The following is a 21,997-nucleotide window of genomic DNA, read 5'->3' on the forward strand; positions in this document are numbered from 1 at the left end:
AGAGCGTTCTATCTATTTTACTTAGGAAAACAGTCCAAGAGGACACAAAAACTCTAATCGCTGAAAAAATGTACAACCAGGCTGCATCTTCCCCTGGTTTAATTTGATGAAGGAGGTAAAGCAGTGGGGAGATCAATGAAAAAAGAAAAAATACTTGAAGTAGCTGAACGTCTATTTTATGAGCACGGTTTTCGCGGAGTAGGTTTAAAACAGATTATTCGTGAAGCTGATGTAGCTACAATGACGCTTTATAACCACTTTTCCTCAAAAGAAAGCCTTGTGCAAGAGGTTCTTAAACAAAGAGAGCAGCGATATTGGAGTTACTTAGATTCACACATTGAGAAGAATTCAGATTTGCCAATTCTACTTGCATTGGAAGCACATGGAGAGTGGTTGAAGCATCAATCCTACAAAGGGGATATGTTTCTTCGTGCTATGGTTGATTATGCGGGCTTTAACAGCGAAATTGTAACTATTGTAAGAACACATAAAGAAAGGTTATTACAATACTTTCAAGAATTGGCAAGACAGAGCGTGGATGGAGATGCGGATGAAATGGCATACCAGTTCACTCTTTTGATAGAGGGAGCGACGTCATTGACTGCTGTAGTGGGTGCAGCTAAAGCAACAGAACATTCTTTAGCTATCGCCCGCAAATTAACGAGCAATATTAACTAATTAAGGAGTAGAGTTTATATGAAGCAAGTTACAAGTGTATTTTGGGTATCTATTGTTATTTGTATAGCCTTTGTTTTATGGGGTTCCCTGGCTCCTGACAATTTAGGCACTGTAACAGGAGATATACAAGGATTTCTAACTAAGAACTTTGGATGGTTTTATTTATTATCTGTTACTATATTTCTTTTATTTTCTATCTATTTAATTTTCAGTCCTTATGGAAAAATTCGTCTTGGTAAGCAAAGTGACCGACCAGAGTATAGCAAAATTACATGGTTTGCTATGTTATTTAGTGCTGGTATGGGAATTGGGTTAATTTTCTGGGGCTCAGCTGAACCACTTGCCCATTTTGCGGCTCCACCAAACGCAGAACCTGAAACAATTGAGGCAGCCAGAAATTCTTTGCGCTATACATTCTTTCATTGGGGTTTCCATACATGGGCGATTTACACGGTTATTGGATTGGCCATTGCCTACTTTAAATTCCGTAGAGAAGCACCTGGTTTGATCAGTGCAACCTTCGAGCCGATTCTAGGAAACAGAGTGAATGGGCTAATTGGTAAGACAATTGATGTTATTGCCGTATTTGCAACCATATTTGGTGTGGCTACATCTCTTGGCTTAGGCGCTTCCCAGATTGGTGGAGGCCTCGCTTTCCTAACCGATATAGATAATGATTTCTTAACGCAATTTATTATTATTCTAATTGTTACCGTACTATTTATGTTCTCTGCATGGACAGGCATTAGTAAAGGGATTAAATATCTAAGTAATACAAACATCGTTCTCGCCGTTATATTAATTTTGCTAACTATTATTATCGGACCTGGTGTCTATATTATGAATTTATTCTCTTCTACTTTAGGTGAATATTTACAAAATATCCCTTCTCAAAGCTTTGAGATGGCTCCTTTTGATGCTAAGCATAATGAGTGGATCGAAGGATGGACAGTCTTTTATTGGGCATGGTTCATTGCATGGTCTCCATTTGTAGGGACCTTTATCGCTCGTGTTTCGAAAGGAAGAACAGTAAGAGAGTTTGTTCTTGGTGTTCTAGTTATTCCTAGTTTATTTAGTATGTTCTGGTTTGCTGTATTTGGAGGAACAAGCTTAAAGCAGGAGCTTGATGGAGTAAATACAGGTCTAACTGATCTAGCAACAGAGCAAGCATTGTTTGGAATGTTTGAATCGATGCCATTTGGTGTTATTTTAACAGTAGTGGCTGTTGTTCTGATAAGTACATTCTTCATAACCTCAGCTGACTCCGCAACATTCGTACTTGGTATGCAGACAACAAATGGAAGCTTAAACCCACCTAACACTGTAAAACTTAGCTGGGGAATTATTCAGGCGGCAACTGCTTCCGTTTTACTTGCTTCAGGTGGACTAGAAGCTTTGCAAACAGCATCTATCTTATCAGCATTTCCGTTTGCGATTATTTTGCTGGTCATGATTTATTCCTTACTGAAAGCATTAAAAGAAGACGCCAGACGTACATTCCAAAAACCAGATGAAAAGACAAATAAGAATAATGTAAAATAAACAAAGGCAGAAAGGAGTCATTCCTTTCTGCTTTGTTGTGTACTGAAGATAATATATGAGTTAGGAAGCTTACTCTCTTATTAGGCTTTCCCTTAAAAACTGCATTCGTTGGTTAAACAATGTCGGATAAGAAAGATAACCGAGCATGATACTTGTAGTCACTGCAGTAGTCAGCAACAAGAATAGAATGAGCAATTGAAATAATACTGCTTGTACTGGATCAGCCCCTGCAATGATTTGCCCACTCATCATTCCTGGTAATTGTACCAATCCGATTGTTTTCTGACTCTCAATAGTTGGAATGGTACTTGCTTTAATCGAGGTAATTAACTGTGTATGGACGGCTTGCTTGGGTGTACCACCAAGTGATAAAATTAGCTCCGTTTGATTTTGTCTCGTTTCCATTTCCGCGGTAAATCGGTTAAGGAAAAGAATTCCTAGTACCATCGAATTTCCGATAACCATCCCGCTAATTGGTATGACGTATTGGGCGGTAGGTGGAGTTATATCCAGACCTAATAATATACTTTGGGTTAAAATTTCGATAAACAAAAAGGTTACGATCAGCTTCCAAGTAATCCCTTTAATGGAAGCTCCCTTTTTCCTGGCATTTTGTGTAGCTGCCCCAATCATTAATAACAGCATCAGAACTATATATACAGCGTTTTCCGCATTAAAAACGAATTGAAGAACATAACCTACAGCAAGTAATTGAATAATGGAACGAACAGCTGCAATAATAGTATCTCTTTCCAAGCCGAGCTTAAACGTTTTCGATAAGATAAGAGGGATGATAACAAATATGAGGGTGATGCTTAAGGTTAAATAACTCATTCCATTCCACCCTTTATAAATTGTTTTACTCTTTCATTTTTTGGATTAGTTAGTAGATCGCTTTCGCCTGTTTCCACTACTTCCCCATCTATCATGACCCAGGTATAATCGCCAAGGGATAAGGCTTGCTGGAGGTTATGAGTAATCCAAATGATGGTCGTATTGTATTTTTTGTTAATTCTTAGGATTAGTTTTTCGATGTCCTGCTGGGATACACGGTCAAGTAAGATGTGATTTCATCAAGCAGTAGTACTTGGGGTTTATTCACGAGTGTTCTCGCAATGGATAATTTTTGACGCTGTCCTCCAGATAGCTCTTGTGTATTTCTACTCATGTAGCTCTCCTTCAAGCCCACCACTTTTAGTAATTCGATTGCCAATTCTTTATGTAACTTTTCACCTTTCAGGGTAAGGGGGAGCGCTAAGTTTTTTTCAACACTTCCATTAATCATGGTCGCCTCTTGCAGGGCAATTCCTACCGTTCTTCGTAATACAGTAGGTGCATACTGCTCAATTAATTTATTGTTAATATATATTTGCCCGGAATTTGCCGTTTGCAAGCCATTGCATAATTTGAACAATGATGATTTCCCTGCTCCTGAGGGTCCAACTAATGTCGTGATTTTCCCCTTTGGAAAAAAGCCGGTAATTCGTTTTAAAATATGTATTCCATTTGCTGTATAATCTACATCTTTGAATTCTATAGCTGCTTTGGTCATCTGATCACTTCCTTACATGTCTTCAGGATTTTTACTGTCATTGTATCATGCTTCTGCCTGTTCAACTTAAAATTCAGACTGTGAATAAGGGAGGATGGGCTAATTTTAAGCAAAAAAACTTTCTGTGATTCATACACGAAACACAGAAAGTTTAAATAGAGAAAAGGGATAATCAGGGAGAACTCTTATCGTCATCTTTTCGCCTAGCCAGCTTCTCCGCCTCATTATAATCAGCGCTCATATTGAATCTAGCAAAATCTTCATCATCTGCGGTACCATACATACCCATACCACCGAATTCGATATTGATGTTTTTTGGCTTAAGCCTATATTTATCTTTCACGCTCAACACCTCCATAACTTATTGTAACCAGCAGAGTCATAGATTATTCGATTGTGAACTGTAACTGCTGAAGTAACGGCAGTGGGTGCTGCGATTAGTCGCAGGAAAGAATAAGCAGTAAGGAGAGAATATCTTACCAAAACGCTTGCGTGTTATAATGAGGTCATAAAAATAGAGTTAAAGGAGCGGAAATGAATGGAAAAAATCTTGATTATCGAGGATGATCCTAAAATTGCTTCCTATTTGGAATCTTACATAAATAAATATGGTTTTATCGTAAAATCCGTCGTTAACTTTGAAAATATTATGCAATCCTTTTACGAATTTCAACCACAGCTCGTTCTTTTAGATATTAACCTGCCATATTTCGATGGTTATTATTGGTGCAGACAAATAAGAAAGGAATCCATTTGCCCAGTTATATTTATCTCAGCACGAACAGGAGAAATGGATCAGGTAATGGCCTTGGAGAATGGGGGAGATGATTACATTACCAAGCCTTTTCATCCAGATATCGTAATGGCGAAAATTCGTAGCCAGCTGCGCAGGGCGTACGGTGAATATGCAGGCAGTCAAAAAGAGAGGATATTGGAAATAGAAAATCTGAAACTCTATCCAGAGCGTTTTGAACTCCATTTTGGGAACAAGACAGTTCTTTTGACGAAAAATGAGAGTGATATTGTTGCAACATTAATGGATCGTTATCCTCGGGTTGCCGGCAGAGAGGATTTATTGGAGAAGCTTTGGGATGATCAGACATATGTGGATGAAAACACACTAAATGTTAACATTGCAAGAGTAAGGAAAAAATTTCAGGAATTAGATTTGCAAGGGGTTGTAGAAACAGTAAGAGGTGCTGGTTATCGACTGCTAATTACTTGGAGGGACGAAGCGGAATGAAGCTTTTTATAAAAGAACATATTCTGTTAATCATTCTCCAATGTATGCAGTTTTCCTTTTTATTTTTACTTCTGTATTTAAGTGATTTTCGTAATTATTTACTCCTTCTTTACGGGCTCCTTGTAAATATAGTGTTATTAGCTGCCTATCTGGTATTTCAGTATTATACACGCAGGCATGTTTATAAAAGACTATCCAGTAAAGCAACCAATCTTAAGGAGTTATTGGAAACGACAGACCAAGCTCCAATAGGTGTTGCATTAGATCAGCTTACAAGAACCCAATATCAATTATTTATGGAACAGCTAAAGCAAGCAGAAGACGCACAAAAGCAACATCTTACGTTTATGGACCGGTGGGTGCATCAGATGAAGACACCTTTATCTGTTATCGAGCTAACTGCCCAAAATCTTGATGAGCCTGAATCATCCAGTATTCGCGAAGAAACAGAAAGAATGAAAAATGGATTGCACACCGTGTTAAATATGGCAAGATTACGTACTATACAGGAGGACTTTCACATAAAGCCCGTGGTACTAGCAGATCTCTTACATGAGGTCAATCATGAGAATAAGCGCTTCTATATACGTAATCAGGTTTATCCACATCTGCATATAGATACACCCAAACTTACCGTAGAAACAGATGAAAAATGGCTTTTCTTTATAGTTAATCAAATTATACAAAATGCGGTTAAATATTCAGCGAAGAAAAGTAATCGTATCGATATTTCTCTGAAGAAGCTAGGAAAGCGAGCCGTGATGGAAATTACTGATTATGGTGTCGGTATCCCGAGTCAGGATAAGAAGCGAGTTTTTCAAGCGTTTTTTACTGGTGATAACGGACGAACATTTCGGGAATCTACGGGGATGGGACTTTACTTAACAAAAGAGGTTGCAGATTATTTGGAACATCAAATTGAAATGGAATCTACGGAAGGTTCTGGGACTACTTTTCGCATTCTTTTCACCCCTACACAAACGATAACTTAGCATTTATTCCTTACAAGAATGTAAGCTAAATGAAAGAGTGTTCGATCGTTACGGGAGGGGAAATTCCTTACAATGTAAGTAGATAAGGTTGTTTAAACAATCTACATTTCTAATAAAAAGGAAGAAGGAGCTGTATTCTTCCTTTAATCAAAGGAGAATGAATTGAATGCTTGAAGTAAAACAAGTGAGCAAGATCTATGAAGGAAAAGTCGCCTATCGTGCTTTACGAGATATTAATCTTGAGATAGATACAGGGGAATTTGTTGGTATTATGGGACCATCAGGAAGTGGGAAAACGACCCTTCTAAATTTGATTGCTACTATTGATGAACCGACAACAGGTAATATATTAATCGAAGGAAATAATCCTCTTAAACTCAATCGAAACCAATTAGCACAATTTCGCAGAAGAGAGCTTGGTTTTGTATTTCAGGATTTTAATTTGCTGCAGACTCTTACCATTAAAGAAAATATAGTGCTTCCTCTTACCCTTGATGGGAAACGTGTCAAAGAAATGGAAGAAAAAGCAGAAGTAATTGCGGAAAAGCTTGGCATCCAATCTATTATGAATAAACGGACATATGAAATCTCAGGAGGTCAGGCTCAGCGGGCAGCCATTGCCAGGGCGATGATCCATACACCAAAACTACTGTTGGCGGATGAACCAACTGGGAACCTTGATTCAAAGTCTTCGAAGGATGTAATGGAAATGCTTGTATCATTAAATGAGCAGGAAAAGACCACCATGATGCTGGTAACACATGATCCACAGGCTGCCAGTTATTGTGACCGTGTGGTGTTTATACGTGATGGGCAATTTTATTCGGAGATTCATCAGGGAGATAGCAGGCAGACTTTCTTCCAAAAAATTATTGACACGCTTTCCTTGTTAGGAGGGAATGACAATGACTTTTCGTCAATTCGTGGTTAATAATGTCCTCCGGAATAAACGATTGTATGCCGCTTATTTTCTTAGCAGTATGTTTACTGTATTGATCTTTTTCACCTTTGCTGTGTTTGCTTTCCATCCAGCACTGAATGGAGATGGGATCAACCCAAAAGCTATTTATGGTATGGGCGTGGCAGGTGGTATTATCTATCTGTTTTCTCTATTTTTTGTACTCTATTCCATGAGTTCCTTTCTCCAATCAAGGAAGAAGGAATTTGGACTTCTTATGCTGCAAGGGATGTCGATGCGGCAAATTCGAATGATGGTATTTTTGGAAAATATGCTGATAGGAGTTCTCGCAACAGTTGTCGGAATACTTTTAGGGCTGTTATTTGCCAAAGCTATCCTGTTAATTGCTGAGAATATATTGATTATAGAGCAAGCCTTACATTTTTATTTTCCACTATTGGCTATTTTAATTACATTCGTCTCCTTTTTACTATTGTTCTTGTTTATATCCTTTTTTGTAACCTTTTTCCTCCGTTCCAAGAAATTAACGGAGCTTATTAAAGGAAGCACAAAGCCTAAGACAGAGCCAAAAGCGTCTTTGTTACTTACTGTCATTGCAGGATTATTATTGCTCGTTGGCTATGTAACTGCCTTATATGTAAAAGGAGTATTTGTCGTTTATGCTATGTTACCGGTAATTGTGGTAGTAACGATAGGTACGTATTTGCTCTTTACCCAATTAAGTGTATTTATCATTGGCCGGTTAAAAAAGCGGAAGCAAATTTTTTGGAGTAAAACAAATATGCTGTTACTTTCAGATCTGTCGTTTCGTATGAAGGATAATGCTCGTACTTTTTTTATGGTGGCAATTATATCGACCGTCGCTTTTAGTGCTATTGGTACATTATTTGGTTTTCAAACGTATTTAACAGGCGGCGTGAAGGAAGCTAATCCTTATACTTTTTCTTATACGCCAAACGATGATGATGGGAAGAGTAAGAAGCCTGAAGATGTTGAGGCAATCGAGCGTGTTTTAGAGGAGAACAAGATTGATGCGAGTCGAGCAACTGCTCACCTGAAATACTATGATATAGGGAGAGATAGAGAGGTTCTAATCGCAAGTGAGTCCATGTATAATACGTTTGCTGATCTTCTGGACAAAAAGCAAGTGCAAATAGAAGAAGGAAAAGCCATGGTAGTTAAAGAAAACTTTGCTATGATATCTGATCCTTCCATGCAAGTGGACCTAATAGATAAGCCACTTAAGTTAAAGAATGGAGAAGAAGTACAGCCAACAAGAGAGATGAATTCTATTGTATTACCGGAAATGCAGGCATATTATGTTGTCTCTAATGAGGATTATAAGCAGTTGCCAAAGCCTCTCTATGAAACAGAACAAATTTTTTGGAAGGCTGCTCCTGGCCAGGAAGATGCTGTAATTCAGGCTGGTTTGACGCTAAGTGAGCAGATTCCTCCGTATAAGTTTCAGGCAATCGATGCAAGTATTTACACTATTAATAAAAGCTATGGACCGATATTATTTATTGGATTATTTATTGGAATTGTCTTCTTCGTGTCAGCAGGAAGCTTCCTGTACTTCCGCTTATACTCTGATCTTGATGAAGATAAGGTCAAATTTAAATCCATTGCAAAGCTTGGTCTGACAGAAAAGGAGCTTGGGAAAGTTATCAATAGACAGACAGGTTTGCTTTTCTTTGCACCGATCATTGTTGCCTTGCTTCACGGAGCTGTAGCACTTACTGCACTTTCCCATCTCTTTGACTACAATTTGGTGAAAGAATCCAGCATGGTATTGGGCGGTTTTCTGCTCATCCAAATAGTGTATTTTATCCTTGTACGCTTTCTTTATATAAAGCAAATTAAATCTGCGCTTTAAATAGTAAGACATACATGAAAAAAGGTTGGCAAAAAGAAATTTTATACATTGAAAATCCGAACCGATTCGTATTACTAGTGAATTCGTGGTTCGGATTTTTTTGCAACAAGTTAGCGGAGGAAAAACGCGCAGACTCCTGTGGGAGAAAAGCCTAGGTAAGACTCCGGAGTGCGTAGCACGAGGAGGCTTAGCAGCGCCCACGGAAAGCGAAGCGTTTTTCCGGAGCGGGAGATCGCATACTTTTAAAACGCTCAAAAGGGTTATTTAGTTATGCCTCAGCCTCTTTTTTTGCTTTAAACAAATATACCTAAATAAATCAATTATAGAATGTAAAGTAGCAGTTATTAAGGCTTTTATTACTTAGATTCTTTTTTGACAAGAGAGATTTTTATGTTAATATGAACATGTTCATTAAAATAACAAGTTCATTTAAAAGGGGGATAGTTAAATTAACAACGAGAAATATTTCAAGAGTAAATAAAGTGGTTATATTAAATATAAACGAAGATTAATGTGCTATAAGAATGAGCATGTTCTATTAAATGGATAGTTAAAAAGATTTACTTCAATGATTTCAAAAAAATTTCAGAATAAAATTTAATGTTAGAGATGGGGTATGCAATCAGATATGAAGAATGCAAAAATAGAAAAATCAATTTTTTGGCCATCATTAATTTTAGTTGTGGCAGCTACCGTATTATTAGTTGTTTTCCGTGAATCAGTGGGGCCAGTAGTAGAATCTTGGATGACCGCAATCACCTTTCGTCTTGACTGGGCGTTTGAGTTTTTGACGATTGGATTGTTTATCATCCTCATATGGTTAATGTTCGGTCGCTATGGAAGAGTTAAATTAGGAGGGGCTGACGATAAGCCGGAATTCTCCCGTTTTAGTTGGGGAGGTATGCTTTTCTGTGCCAGCATGGGGACAAGTATTATGTTTTGGTCCATTGTAGAGCCACTATATTACTATACTGGTCCGCCTTTTGGAATCGATGGGAAAACAACAGAAGCAGCAGAATTCGCTGTTAGTTATGGGCTATTCCATTGGGGGATTTCAGCCTGGGCGTTATATGCATTGCCTGCTGTAGTGATGGCTTATAGTTTTTTCGTCAGACGTGATCACTCTCTTAAAATAAGTGCAGCATGTAGAGGTGTCCTTGGTAAGCATGCGGACGGTTTCTTAGGGAAAGCAATTGATATCCTGGTAATCTGGAGTATGATAGGAGGGCTTGGAACCTCTTTAGGTCTTGGCGTACCGATGGTTGCGGCCGTGTTAGGCAATCTATTTGGTATTCAACCTTCGTTATGGTTGAACATTGTCATCATCATAATTTGGACCTTTATTTTTAGCTCCAGTGCTTATTTGGGTTTATATAAGGGAATTCGTAAGCTAAGTGACTGGAATGTGTATATGGCTTTGGGACTTGCATTGTTCGTAATCATTGTTGGTCCAACGTTATTTATTCTTTCGTATTTTACCAACAGCTTGGGACTCATGTTGGATAACTTTATGAAGATGAGTCTTTATACTGACCCGATTACTAAAGGTGGCTTTCCACAGGCATGGACAGTGTTTTACTGGGCATGGTTCGCTGCAACTGCACCTTTTATCGGAATTTTTGTAGCGCGAATTTCGAAAGGTAGAAGTATCCGCGAAATGGTTTCTAATATTTTGCTATGGGGATCATTGGGAAGCTGGATTTATTTCGGCGTTTTTGGCGGCTATGGAATGAATTTAGAATTAACCGGGGAAGTTCCGTTGACGGAAATATTATCCGAACAAGGAGGACCGGCGGTTATTGTTGCAGTACTTAATTCATTACCGCTTCCAGTTATCGTATCTGCTTTTTTTGTTATTCTTGGATTTATCTTTCTTGCAACTTCGTTAGACTCAGCAAGTTATGTTATTGCAAGTGTTGCGACGAAAGAACTGGGAGTTAATTCTGAGCCAGCTCGTTGGCACCGCCTCATGTGGGGGATTCTATTATCTGCGTTGGCAATCAGCTTAACAATTGCTGGAGGGTTAAACGTAGTACAGACTTCTTCTGTGCTAGTAGCTGTACCAGTATTGCTTATGTATATCTTAATGGCCATGTCATTGATAAAATGGTTACATCACAATGAACACTTACATGTATATGTGAAGAAAAAGAAATAGTGGAGGAATAAAGTGGTGGATATGAATCGGAAAGAAATTCAAAAAGCGCGTATGTGGCAATACTTTTTAGATGCAGCAACGGAAGTAATTAAAGAAGAAGGTATTGAGAAAGTTACTATACGAAAGATAGCAGCTCGTGCAGGTTATACAAGCTCTACAGCTTATAATTATTTTACGGATCTTTCCCATTTGAAATTCTTTGCAGCAATGCGTTTTACAACAGATTATATTGAGGAACTTCCAGCTTATTTGGAAAAAGGCGAGAATAGAATCGAAAAATGGCTTTATTCATGGGAATGTTTTTGTAAACACACATTTAATCAACCGGAAATATATGCGGTTATTTTCATGGAAAACCTTGGGTCTGTGCCAGAGGAATTTCTTTCCGGTTATTACCAAATCTATCGCCATGAATTAATCGGTTTATCTGATGAGATAAAATCCATCATTATGGAGCACGACTTTGCCAAACGAAGCGCACTGTATATTAAAAGTGCTGTTGAGGAGCAACTTATTAAGGAAGAAGATATTGATTTAATTGCAGATACGACTTTAATGATATGGAAAGGCATGATGAACACGTTCCTCAATCGGCGCAGAAATTATACGAAGGAAGAAGCAGCCAGAATAACGCTTCATTTTGTTTACGAAAGTGCTTTGAAAATGATCCCAATAGATAAAAGAGAAAAAATTACGTTTCATCCAGAACTGTAAATAGAAAAATATTATCATCTCAAAGAAAGGTTGAATGAATTGGTTTTTAATATTAAAGACTCAAGTAACAGAACAGTTAAAACGGATTACCCTAAGGAAATAAAAAAAATGGAACATGTCTGGATACCAATGTCTGATGGCGCAAAACTCGCCGCAACAATTTGGTTACCAAAGGATGCTGAAGAAAATCCTGTGCCAGCTATTTTAGAGTATTTGCCGTATCGGAAGGATGATTTCACTTCCATTCGTGACTCGGTGCGTCACCCGTATTTTGCAGGTCATGGATATGCAAGTATTCGAATAGATATTCGTGGTACTGGTAATTCCGATGGGATCCTGCTTGATGAATACTTAAAGCAGGAACAAGATGATGCTTTAGAAGTGTTTGACTGGATTGCCGAGCAGCCATGGGCGACTGGGTCTGTCGGTATGATAGGTAAATCATGGGGCGGCTTCAATGGTTTACAAATAGCAGCAAGGAAGCACCCAGCGTTAAAAACAATTATTACATTATGTTCAACCGATGATCGTTATGCAGATGATGTGCATTATCGAGGCGGTAATCTTCTGGCTTCGGACATGCTTTGGTGGGCATCTACCATGTTTGCATATAGTGCACGACCACAGGATCCAGAAGTTGTTGGTGCAAGCTGGAAGGAAAATTGGCTGGATCGCTTGGAAAATACACCTCCTTATGTACAGGAGTGGGTACGTCATCAGGTAAGGGATGATTATTGGAAACATGGGTCTATTTGCGAGGATTACTCTGATATCCAGATTCCTGTATTTACCGTAAGTGGCTGGCAAGATGGTTATACAGATGCCGTGTTCCGTATGGTAGAGAATTTACCACATTCCAAAGGCTTGATCGGACCATGGGCGCATGAGTTTCCAGAGGTTGCTACTCCTGACCCGGCAATCGGTTTTTTACAGGAATGTCTAAGATGGTGGGATCAGTGGTTGAAAGGCATTGATACTGGTGTGAAAGATGATCCAAAACTAGTATCATGGATTCAGAATAGCGAATTACCAGAAGTAAATTATGATGTCCGGCCTGGTAAATGGGTAGCAGATAACTCATGGCCATCGGAGAATATTAATGAAAAACATTTTTGGCTTAGTGAAGGAAAGCTTGAGGAGCAAGTTACATCCGGAAAGGAATTTACTATCCCAAGCGTACAGGAGCATGGATATTATGCGGGAGTATTTTGCCCGTTTGGCCAGCCAGGTGATTTGCCTTCTGATCAACGATTGGAAAACGGCAAGGCAGTTGTCTTTACTTCAGATCCATTGACAGACTCAGTGGACTTGTTAGGTCATCCAGTATTTCATATGGAATTTTCTTCTGACCAAAAAGATGCATTGGTAGCTGTCAGACTCTGTGACAAAGCACCAAGTGGGGAATCTACGTTAATCAGCTGGGGTATGTTGAATTTGAACCATCTACATTCACATGAACATCCAGAGGCGCTGATACCAGGGAAAGTCTACCATGCTTCCATTAAATTGGATGTATTGGGACAGCAAATTCCAGAAGGTCATCGTTTGGAAGTCGCTATTGCTCCAACGTATTGGCCGCAAGCATGGCCTTCCCCAAAACCGGTTACATTGAAAATTTTATCTAGGGAAAACACTAAAATGACTCTACCAGTGCGGACGCCACAGCCAGAAATAGATAATAGCATTCATTTTGAAAATCCCGAAACCGCACAGGTTATTGACAAAGAAATTCTTCGAGAAGAAAATCGTACCAGAACAGTATCACATGATACGATTCAAAATGTGTGGAAGCTGGAAGATTTTTCGGATGAAGGTGAGAGATTACTTCTCCACAATGATATTAGGCATGGAAGTATTAACAGAAACACCTTTACAATTAAATCTAATGATCCGCTTTCTGCAAGTGTGGAATGTGAATGGGAACTTACTGTGGGACGAGAGGAGTGGCAAACCAAGTTACTTACTCATAGCAAAATGACTAGTGATGAAACAACCTTTTATTTAACAAATACAATGACCGCATTGGAAAATGAAGAAGAAATTTTTCAGAAGACATGGAAAGAGGAAATACCTAGAAACTTTACTTGATTAGTATGTAGTAGCCATCTTTGATGTTAAAACAGTTAATATCCTGAATGCGTTTTACGCGGGATATTGACTGTTTTTCTATAAGTCAGCCCATTCCAGCACCTTACCCCAATTTATATTTGTTTTATTTGTATGCAGGTAGGGGATACGATACTATATAAAAATAAGCACAAGGAGGGAGTACAAACATGGAAATTTTAGGGATGGAAATAGATGTAGCAAAAATAGTAGGCATACTTATACAAATTGGGATACTGATCATTGCATTTTTAATTGTAGTACCAATCGGCAAGAAAATTATCGAAAAAACATTACAAAGAGCGGCCCAAAGCAGAAAGGCTTCGCCTGGCCGAATGAAAACACTGGAAAAATTACTAGCTAATGTGTTTTCCTATATAATGATTTTTATCTTTATAGTTATGTTCTTTGCCACCTTAGGTGTGGAGATTGGTCCACTAATTGCCGGAGCTGGAGTAATTGGACTGGCAGTGGCTTTTGGTGCACAAGGGCTTGTTAGTGATATCGTGACAGGATTTTTCATTCTATTAGAACAACAGCTTGAAATTGATGATTATGTAACAACTGCAGGCTATGATGGAATTGTAGAAGAGATTGGATTGCGTACAACAAAGATTCGTAGCTTTGATGGAACCTTAAATTACGTACCAAACCGTTATATAGAAGGTGTAGCAAATCATTCGAGGGGAAATATGCGTGCCTTGGTTGATATTGGAATAAGCTATGATGATAATATTGATGGGGCAATTACAGTATTAGAAAAGGTCTGTGCTGAATTCCAGCTGGATGAACGTTTTAAGGATGGTCCAAACGCAATAGGTGTGCAGAGTATAGGTTCTTCTGATATTGTCCTTCGAGTTGTTGGGCAGACAGAAAATGGTTTACAGTGGGCATGTGAAAGAGATATGCGTAAACGAATCAAAGAAGCATTTGATGAAGCGAATATTGATATTCCATTTCCACATCATGTTCTTATACAAAAAGATAAATAAACGGAAAGTAGCTGATTATCCCTTAACAGGGGCAATCAGCTCTTTTTATGTTGTATGGAGTAGGTGAAGGAGTTAAATATGAGGTTTTATAAAAAATAGATGTCAGTATTTTGTTGAAAAGAATCAAATACGCCTTCGTTGTATCTGTTAAACTGGATTAATATAATATGCAAAGTTAGGAGCAACAGGATGAACAACCAAACGCTTATTCAAGAAGCTGAATTGTTTATACAACAAGCCTATACAGAACTTGGTAAATCTACGGAAGAGATCGAAAGTCGTTTGAAGTCGGTCCGCCATTCTATTGAATTAAATAATTTTTATGAGCATACATTGGAAGAATTATCTTATGGTGCGAAAGTAGCTTGGAGAAATTCTAATCGCTGCATCGGGCGGTTTTTTTGGGAAAATCTGAAATTAGTGGATGCAAGAGGAATGCATACAAGTAAGGAAGTCTTTGGGTGTCTCCTTAATCATATTGATAAAGCAACCAACGAAGGAAAAATCCAGCCATTGATTACTATTTTTCAACCTCAAAAAAATGGACATTCTCCTATAAAAATATGGAACCATCAATTATTGCGTTATGCAGGATATAAAACAGAAGATGGAATCATTGGTGATCCAGACTCCCTTCAGTTTACCGAGAAGTGCATGGAGATTGGATGGCAGGGAGAAGGAACGATGTTTGATGTTCTTCCCCTTGTTATTCAAATAGATAACGGTAAACCTGAATATATGGAAATACCTAAAGAGCTTATTATGGAGGTTCCTATTCAGCATGCGGAGTATGACTTATTTGGCGGGGAGGAGATAAAATGGTATGCGGTACCTATCATCTCCGATATGCGATTAGAGATAGGAGGCGTTCATTACACAGCGGCTCCTTTTAACGGATGGTATATGGGAACGGAGATTGGAGCGAGAAATCTGGCGGACACCGAACGATACAATCTATTACCAACCATTGCAAAGCAAATGGAATTAGATATGAAGCGGCTAGGCACGTTATGGAAGGATCGTGCCTTAGTTGAGCTTAATTCAGCCGTTCTGGACTCGTTTAAAAAACGTGGTGTCACGATTGTGGATCATCATACTGCCGCAAATCAATTTCGTTTATTTGAACAGAAGGAAGAAAAATGTCAACGACAGGTAACCGGGAAGTGGTCCTGGTTAATTCCTCCAATATCACCTGCGACTACACATGTATTTCATCGTCCGTTTAATAACACAGTAAAGAAACCAAATTATTTTTATCAAGATAAATATTATACTGATTGAATGGGAATAGAGGTTGACCCAGAAAACAAAATCCGAACTGATTCAAGGTAATAATGAATCATAGTTCGGATTTGTTTTTTTGTGGAAAATTAATTAAAACTTTTTTAGATCGGGGCACCAATACTTTAGCATGGTCTTCTTTAAAATTTAATTATCTCATTACTCTTCATTAAAGACGAAAGAATTATGAGATAAAGCTTTTTATCCTATTACTTTTATATTTGGCATACTCTGCAGCATGCAACGTATAAAATACCTTCATTATGGAAAAGAAAGGAAGAAGGGAATTAATGAAGGAACGAGGAGATAAAATGGTACGCCGTTCTTTTTTTAGAAGAAATAAAAAAAATCCTTCTTCAAATCAAAAGGAAAATTTTACTATTAAATTAGGAAATGATTTGGAAAAGAATCTTTCAAATGTAAAAAATATGCTGGATGATGCAGAGGATCTCATCATTCGGCATTTCACTAGTGGCTCGCACAAACTTGCTATTGTGTGCTTAGAAGGCTTGGTTGATAAAGAGTTCGTCCAAACGCACGTTATTCGAAACTTACAGGAAACGAATGATGATTTATCTGATCCTGCACAAACCTTGGATGTTTTTTTTCAGAAAATGATCTCCCTAACTTCTATTAAGTATGCCCAGAGCCTTGATGATATTTCTTATGGGCTACTATCAGGGAACACTGTTCTTTATTTAAATGGCATAGATCAAGTTTTAATTTTGGGCACGAGTGGCGGTAAAACCCGAGAAATTCAGGAGCCCGTCTCAGAATCGTTAATTCGTGGGCCTCGAGATGGTTTTGTGGAAGATATTCAAACGAATATTTCCTTGCTGCGAAGGTACATTCGTGATCCGAACCTTCGATTTAAATCACATGAAATAGGAAGAAGATCGAAGCAAAAGCTTGTTGTTGCGTTTATGGATGGTATTACGGATCAAGACCTTGTGAAGGAAGTTAATCGTAGGTTGGAGACCATCGATATTGATTTTGCGCCTGAAAGTGGTTTTGTGGAACAGTGGATTGAAGATAGTTTTTTATCCCCATTTCCTCAATTTATGAATACGGAAAGACCTGACAAAGTATCCGCAGCACTTATGCAGGGAAAAATAGCTATTTTATTAAATGGAACTCCCTTTGTGTTGACTGCACCTACTACTTTAGGAGATACGTTGCAATCGCCAGAGGATTATTATGAACGTTGGTCAGTTAGTTCATTAATTCGTATTCTCCGATATTTAGGTGTTTTTATTTCTATGTTTCTACCAGCTTTCTATATTGCCTTGGTCTCCTATCACCAAGGAATGATTCCAACTAAGCTAGCATTTTCTATTGCAGCTACGAGAGAAGGGGTTCCATTTCCCTCTTTCGTAGAAGCTGTATTAATGGGAATTACTATGGAATTATTAAGAGAGGCGGGGGCCAGGCTTCCGCAGTCAATCGGTCAAACAATTGGTATTGTAGGAGGCTTGGTAATTGGAGATGCTGCTGTTAGGGCAGGAATTGTAAGTCCTATTATGGTAATTGTGGTGGCCTTAACGGCTATTTCTTCTTTCACATACCCGGCTTATAGTGTAGCAATCGCCTTCCGCATGCTTCGTTTTGCTTTTATGATTGCTGCAGCGCTATTAGGACTGTACGGGATTATTCTCTTGTATATAGCAATTATGATTCATATTGCCAATTTAAAGAGTATTGGGGTCCCATATTCTGCTCCATTCTCTCCAACATTTATTGATGACTGGAAGGATCTAGTGATAAGAGCCCCTATTACCTTATTAAAAAACAGACCAGTAACAACACAAACAAGAGATAAAGTTAGGATTAAAAAGGAGAACAGCTGAAATGGAGAATTTTAAATATGCCGATGAACAAATAAGTCCATTTGAAATTCTAATTGCTGTCCCTTCTATAGTAATTGCGGTTGGTATCTTGATCTTACCTCGAAGCTTGGCTAGTGTAACAGTTTCCTCTGATGGGTGGGTCGCATTACTTATAGGAGGGATATTGGCAATATTGATTACTTGGGCTACAGCAAAAGTCGCGGCCGCATTTCCCTCACAGCACTTCATAACATATGCAACTACCTTATTAAAAAGGCCACTAGCCGTTGTTTTTACACTTCTATTTGCGGTTCAAGGAATTATCTTAACAGCTTATGAAATAAAACAGGTTTCTTATACATCACAGCAGTATCTCTTTGACCGAACCCCAATGGAAATTATTAGTTTAACGTTTCTCTTGCTCGTTGTATATGCCGTTGCTGGAACAAGAGCTGGAGTATTTCGCCTGAATGTTATGTTTTTACCTATCATTATATTCGTTACGATTATTTTAATATTATTTTCGCTTGTTTTCATACGTTCTGAGAATATTTTACCTGTGTTTCAAACTGATCTTAAAGGTTATTTTTGGGGGTTAAGAGAGAGTACGATGGCATATACAGGATATGGCATATTATTTTTTTATATAGCCTTTGTGAGGAATTCTAAGCAGGCACCTAAAATGGCTGCTGCTGGAATGGCCATAGCTGTCGTATTATATATTCTTATCTTTCTAACGTGTATCGCTGTGTTTGGTAATGTGACTACTGCCAATTTAATGAGCCCTACGGTTGAACTTGCCAAGACCATTGAAATACCTGGAGGGATTTTGGAAAGGTTTGAATCTATCTTTTTTATGATTTGGATTATGGCCATATTTAATACGGCTGTTATCGCTCTGGATATATCAGTACTTGCAATTACTTCTGTCTTTCCATCTATAAATAAATTTAAATTACTATTATTTCTGTGCCCGGTAACTTATTTTATCAGTGAGCTGCCTAATAATATTACCGAGCTGGAGGTAATGGGAGAAATAATGGGTACCTATAGTGTTGCGCTCTCATTAAGTGTGCTGATGTTGCTTCTAATCATGATGAAAGTGAGAGGTGTGAAAAATAGTGGTTCACAGTAATTACGTTTACACACGAATAATAGTACTTTTTATACTTATTTTTTTGTCAGGTTGCTGGGACAGAGTCGAAATAGAGGAGCGAGGTTTTGTGGTTGGATCAGGAATTGATTTGGCAGAAGAACAGGAAGGGGACCATACGAAGATAACGTTAACGAACCAATTTGTAATTCCTGCTGGACTAGGTACCCCTTCGGAAGGTGGAGGAGCAGATCAAAAAACATTTACGAATTTATCTGCAAGTGGAAATAGTGTTTTTGATATTAATCGTAAAATGGCAAAACTCACCAACAGAACGCCATTCTATCAACACTTAAAAATGATTGTTTTAGCAGAGGAAATGGTGAAGAAACCATACTTACTTGAGGATGTAATGGATCTATTTATTCGGGATCAGGAAATGCGCCGCGGTGTTCATGTTGTTATTGCAGAAGGTGAGGCGAGAAAGATACTGGATATAGAGCCAAAGCTAGAAAAACTTCCGATGTTGTATATTGAATCCATGCTAAAAAATAGTTATAAAAATGCTGAAATAATAGAAGAGATACATGTTGATGATATACACCTATATTTATTAGACAAAAAAAGCTATATTATTCCTCTTATAACGATGGAAGGGAATAAAATTGCTTACAAGGGAGTTGCTGTATTTCAAGGGGAAGAGGATAGAATGGTTGGAAGTTTAGTAGGAGATGAACTCGTAGGCTTAAATCTTGTAACGGGTAAAGTTAAAGAAGGAAGTATTGAAGCAGAGGTAGAAGGTAAGTTAATGACATTAGAAATATTGGATGCATCCCGAAAAATTAAAGTGAAAAGTAAGAGTAAAGAAAAGGTGGTATTTTCAGTTGATATAAAAATAGCTGCCTCCATAGCAGAAACGTTTGGCTCAGAGGACTTTACTAAAGATCGAACACTAAAAATCATAGAGAAAGCTTTAAAAGAAAAAATCCACAAAATTGTAAATCAAGCTATAGTTAAAGTTAAGGACGATTTAAAAGTTGATGCATTCCGACTTTCCAGTGAGCTTTATCAGAAGCATTACCCATTTTGGGAGGAAATAGAAGAGGATTGGGATAGAGGAGAGAATATTTTTTCGAAAAGTGAGATTGAAGTTAAGGTACAAACGGAAATTAAAAATGCAGGAGTTACAAACAGAACAGAAAAGGAGGGGGGAAAATAGCTCATGCTGGATATCTTATTGAATAGACTTCCACCCCCAATTGTATGGTTTTGTACGGTAATGGCTTTCATTGTTCCATATCTTATTCAAAAAGTGAATCTTCGTCTACATAAGTACGGAGACCCCCCATGGAAGAAAAAAAGGCCTTAGTTGTAGTTAACTTACCCTGTCTTTTTTTTGGCTTGGTACGTGTGCCATGATACTATATGGATAAAGTACAAGCCAAAGGAGTGCAGAAATGAAGGTTGAGACATATAAGCAGTTAGATGCAACAGATTTAGCTGAATTAATACAAAGCAAAGAAATAAAACCAGCAGAAATAGTGAATGCAAGCTTTCAACAGCTAGAAAAAGTAAATCCTGTCTTGAATGCCGTTGTACATGAGCGAAAAGCGAAGGCACTGAAAGAGGCAGAGAAAATTCAATTGAATCAGGGGCCGTTCGCCGGTGTTCCGTTATTGTTAAAAAACATTTCCCAGCACGTAAAGGGTGAACCATTAACTTCGGGGTCAAAATTATTGCGACAGTCCATTTCCAAGCATGATTCCAATTTAGTTGGAAAAATGAGAGAAGCCGGATTTCTATTTATCGGTCACACCAATACACCAGAGTTTGGTTTGAAGAATATTTCAGAACCGGAACTTTATGGACCAAGTAAAAACCCGTGGAATACAGAACATTCTCCAGGCGGTTCCAGTGGCGGTTCAGCAGCTGCTATCGCTGCAGGAGTTGTCCCATTAGCAGGTGCTAGTGATGGCGGTGGGTCCATCCGCATTCCAGCCTCTTTTACTGGTTTGTTTGGTTTAAAGCCAACTCGTGGTCGCACTCCAGTTGGACCAGGAACTGGCAGACAGTGGCAAGGGGCTTCCATTGATTTTGTTTTAAGTAAAACAGTTAGAGACAGTGCAGCTATGCTTGATTTGCTTCAGATCGTTCAGCCAGAGGCAGCCTTCCATACACCACTTTTTGAAGGAAGATATCAGCAAGCGATCACAGAGTCGTTTTCTTCTCCATTGCGTATTGCATTTACTACAGAATCACCTGTAGGTACGCCTGTATCTGACGAGGCTAAAGAAGCGGTTAGGAAGACGGTGAAATGGTTGGAGGAGCAAGGGCATTTTGTAGAAGAAAAAGCCAATGATGTAGATGGAATTGAATTAATGAGAAACTATTATTTAATGAATAGCGGAGAAATTGCTTCTCTTGCCACTCAGCTTGAGAAGGCCACAGGCAGAACGTTGAAGCCAGAAGATGTAGAAATTGAAACATGGTTATTAAATGAAGCGGGGAAATCAGTTACTGCAGCAGAATACGCTGCAAGTCTGGCAGCCTGGGATGAAGCTGCTGCTCTGATGGCAGATTTCCATCTCACGTATGATTTTTATATTACTCCTGCAACAGCCTTTGCAGCTCCAAAGGTTGGAGAGTTAACTCATACACAAGAAAGCCAGGCACAATTAAGAGAAGATATCCAACGGAGGGATAAAAATGGGCAGCAGGAGCTGATTTATGACATGTTCCTCCCAAGTCTTACCTACACACCATTTACACAATTAGCTAATTTGACCGGGCAGCCGGCTATGTCGGTTCCATTACATCAAACCCTTGATGGACTTCCTATAGGGGTTCAAGTAATGGCTTCAAAAGGAAAAGAAGACATGCTCTTAAAGTTGGCATACATGCTGGAACAGGATAAATTATGGAAAGGAATGAAGGGGAACCCTTATTTTGTATAAAAGATATTAAACTATTAGACTATTAACTATTTTTCCTATGAGCAATCTTATGAATACTTTCACTAGTAACA

General features: G+C 38.4%; 17 protein-coding genes and 1 pseudogene. 15 read left to right on the top strand and 3 right to left on the bottom strand.

Features of this window, described 5'->3' with window-relative positions; translation table 11 throughout:
• Positions 1–123 precede the first annotated feature (123 nt).
• The gene (locus tag JCM12304_RS07940) at positions 124–678 is read left to right on the top strand and encodes a TetR/AcrR family transcriptional regulator (protein ID WP_060679619.1); all 555 of its coding nucleotides are present in this window, start codon (positions 124–126) and stop codon (positions 676–678) included.
• Between the two features lie 18 nt (positions 679–696).
• Entirely contained in the window at positions 697–2,220 is a 1,524-nt protein-coding gene (locus JCM12304_RS07945) for a glycine betaine uptake BCCT transporter (RefSeq protein ID WP_060679621.1), read from the top strand.
• Between the two features lie 69 nt (positions 2,221–2,289).
• Here the strand turns inward: JCM12304_RS07945 and JCM12304_RS07950 are convergent, their stop codons facing one another.
• The 3 genes and pseudogenes from JCM12304_RS07950 to JCM12304_RS19360 all read right to left on the bottom strand — a co-directional run bounded on the left by JCM12304_RS07950 (position 2,290) and on the right by JCM12304_RS19360 (position 4,115).
• The gene (locus JCM12304_RS07950) at positions 2,290–3,054 is read right to left on the bottom strand and encodes an ABC transporter permease (RefSeq protein ID WP_019375582.1); all 765 of its coding nucleotides are present in this window, start codon (positions 3,052–3,054) and stop codon (positions 2,290–2,292) included.
• Positions 3,051–3,772, bottom strand: a pseudogene (locus JCM12304_RS07955) (ABC transporter ATP-binding protein). Before JCM12304_RS07955 ends, JCM12304_RS07950 begins: the two are co-directional and overlap by 4 nt.
• 172 nt (positions 3,773–3,944) lie before the next feature.
• Positions 3,945–4,115: a hypothetical protein gene (locus tag JCM12304_RS19360; protein ID WP_157360447.1), complete on the bottom strand. Its 171-nt coding sequence runs from the start codon at positions 4,113–4,115 to the stop codon at positions 3,945–3,947.
• Between the two features lie 195 nt (positions 4,116–4,310).
• Here JCM12304_RS19360 and JCM12304_RS07960 point away from each other — a divergent pair, with 195 nt between their 5' ends.
• The 13 genes from JCM12304_RS07960 to JCM12304_RS08020 all read left to right on the top strand — a co-directional run bounded on the left by JCM12304_RS07960 (position 4,311) and on the right by JCM12304_RS08020 (position 21,926).
• Positions 4,311–5,015, top strand: a complete 705-nt coding sequence (locus JCM12304_RS07960; RefSeq protein ID WP_060679623.1) for a response regulator transcription factor — start codon at positions 4,311–4,313, stop codon at positions 5,013–5,015.
• The gene (locus tag JCM12304_RS07965) at positions 5,012–6,007 is read left to right on the top strand and encodes a sensor histidine kinase (RefSeq protein ID WP_060679625.1); all 996 of its coding nucleotides are present in this window, start codon (positions 5,012–5,014) and stop codon (positions 6,005–6,007) included. Before JCM12304_RS07960 ends, JCM12304_RS07965 begins: the two co-directional genes overlap by 4 nt.
• Positions 6,008–6,173: 166 nt before the next feature.
• Positions 6,174–6,938, top strand: coding sequence for an ABC transporter ATP-binding protein (locus tag JCM12304_RS07970; RefSeq protein WP_060679627.1), 765 nt, complete (start codon positions 6,174–6,176; stop codon positions 6,936–6,938).
• Entirely contained in the window at positions 6,913–8,802 is a 1,890-nt protein-coding gene (locus tag JCM12304_RS07975; protein WP_060679629.1) for an ABC transporter permease, read from the top strand. The genes JCM12304_RS07970 and JCM12304_RS07975 overlap by 26 nt, the downstream gene beginning before the upstream one ends.
• A gap of 628 nt (positions 8,803–9,430) precedes the next feature.
• A complete protein-coding gene (locus JCM12304_RS07980; RefSeq protein WP_060679690.1) occupies positions 9,431–10,960 on the top strand; it encodes a BCCT family transporter in 1,530 nt (509 codons plus the stop codon).
• Between the two features lie 21 nt (positions 10,961–10,981).
• Positions 10,982–11,674, top strand: a complete 693-nt coding sequence (locus JCM12304_RS07985) for a TetR/AcrR family transcriptional regulator (RefSeq protein WP_033353410.1) — start codon at positions 10,982–10,984, stop codon at positions 11,672–11,674.
• A gap of 39 nt (positions 11,675–11,713) precedes the next feature.
• A complete protein-coding gene (locus JCM12304_RS07990; protein WP_060679631.1) occupies positions 11,714–13,762 on the top strand; it encodes a CocE/NonD family hydrolase in 2,049 nt (682 codons plus the stop codon).
• A 188-nt stretch (positions 13,763–13,950) separates the two neighbouring features.
• A complete protein-coding gene (locus JCM12304_RS07995; RefSeq protein ID WP_060679633.1) occupies positions 13,951–14,772 on the top strand; it encodes a mechanosensitive ion channel family protein in 822 nt (273 codons plus the stop codon).
• Between the two features lie 189 nt (positions 14,773–14,961).
• On the top strand, positions 14,962–16,053 hold the full coding sequence (locus JCM12304_RS08000) for a nitric oxide synthase oxygenase (RefSeq protein WP_060679635.1): 1,092 nt from the start codon (positions 14,962–14,964) through the stop codon (positions 16,051–16,053).
• Positions 16,054–16,364: 311 nt separating this feature from the next.
• Positions 16,365–17,900, top strand: coding sequence for a spore germination protein (locus JCM12304_RS08005; RefSeq protein ID WP_060679692.1), 1,536 nt, complete (start codon positions 16,365–16,367; stop codon positions 17,898–17,900).
• Position 17,901: 1 nt separating this feature from the next.
• A complete protein-coding gene (locus tag JCM12304_RS08010; protein ID WP_060679636.1) occupies positions 17,902–19,014 on the top strand; it encodes a GerAB/ArcD/ProY family transporter in 1,113 nt (370 codons plus the stop codon).
• Entirely contained in the window at positions 19,001–20,191 is a 1,191-nt protein-coding gene (locus JCM12304_RS08015; protein WP_233880220.1) for a Ger(x)C family spore germination protein, read from the top strand. The genes JCM12304_RS08010 and JCM12304_RS08015 overlap by 14 nt, the downstream gene beginning before the upstream one ends.
• 238 nt (positions 20,192–20,429) lie before the next feature.
• A complete protein-coding gene (locus JCM12304_RS08020) occupies positions 20,430–21,926 on the top strand; it encodes an amidase (protein ID WP_060679640.1) in 1,497 nt (498 codons plus the stop codon).
• The last annotated feature ends 71 nt before the right edge of the window (positions 21,927–21,997 follow it).

Source organism: Virgibacillus halodenitrificans JCM 12304, from assembly GCF_001310895.1.
Classification (GTDB): domain Bacteria; phylum Bacillota; class Bacilli; order Bacillales; family Amphibacillaceae; genus Virgibacillus_Q; species Virgibacillus_Q halodenitrificans.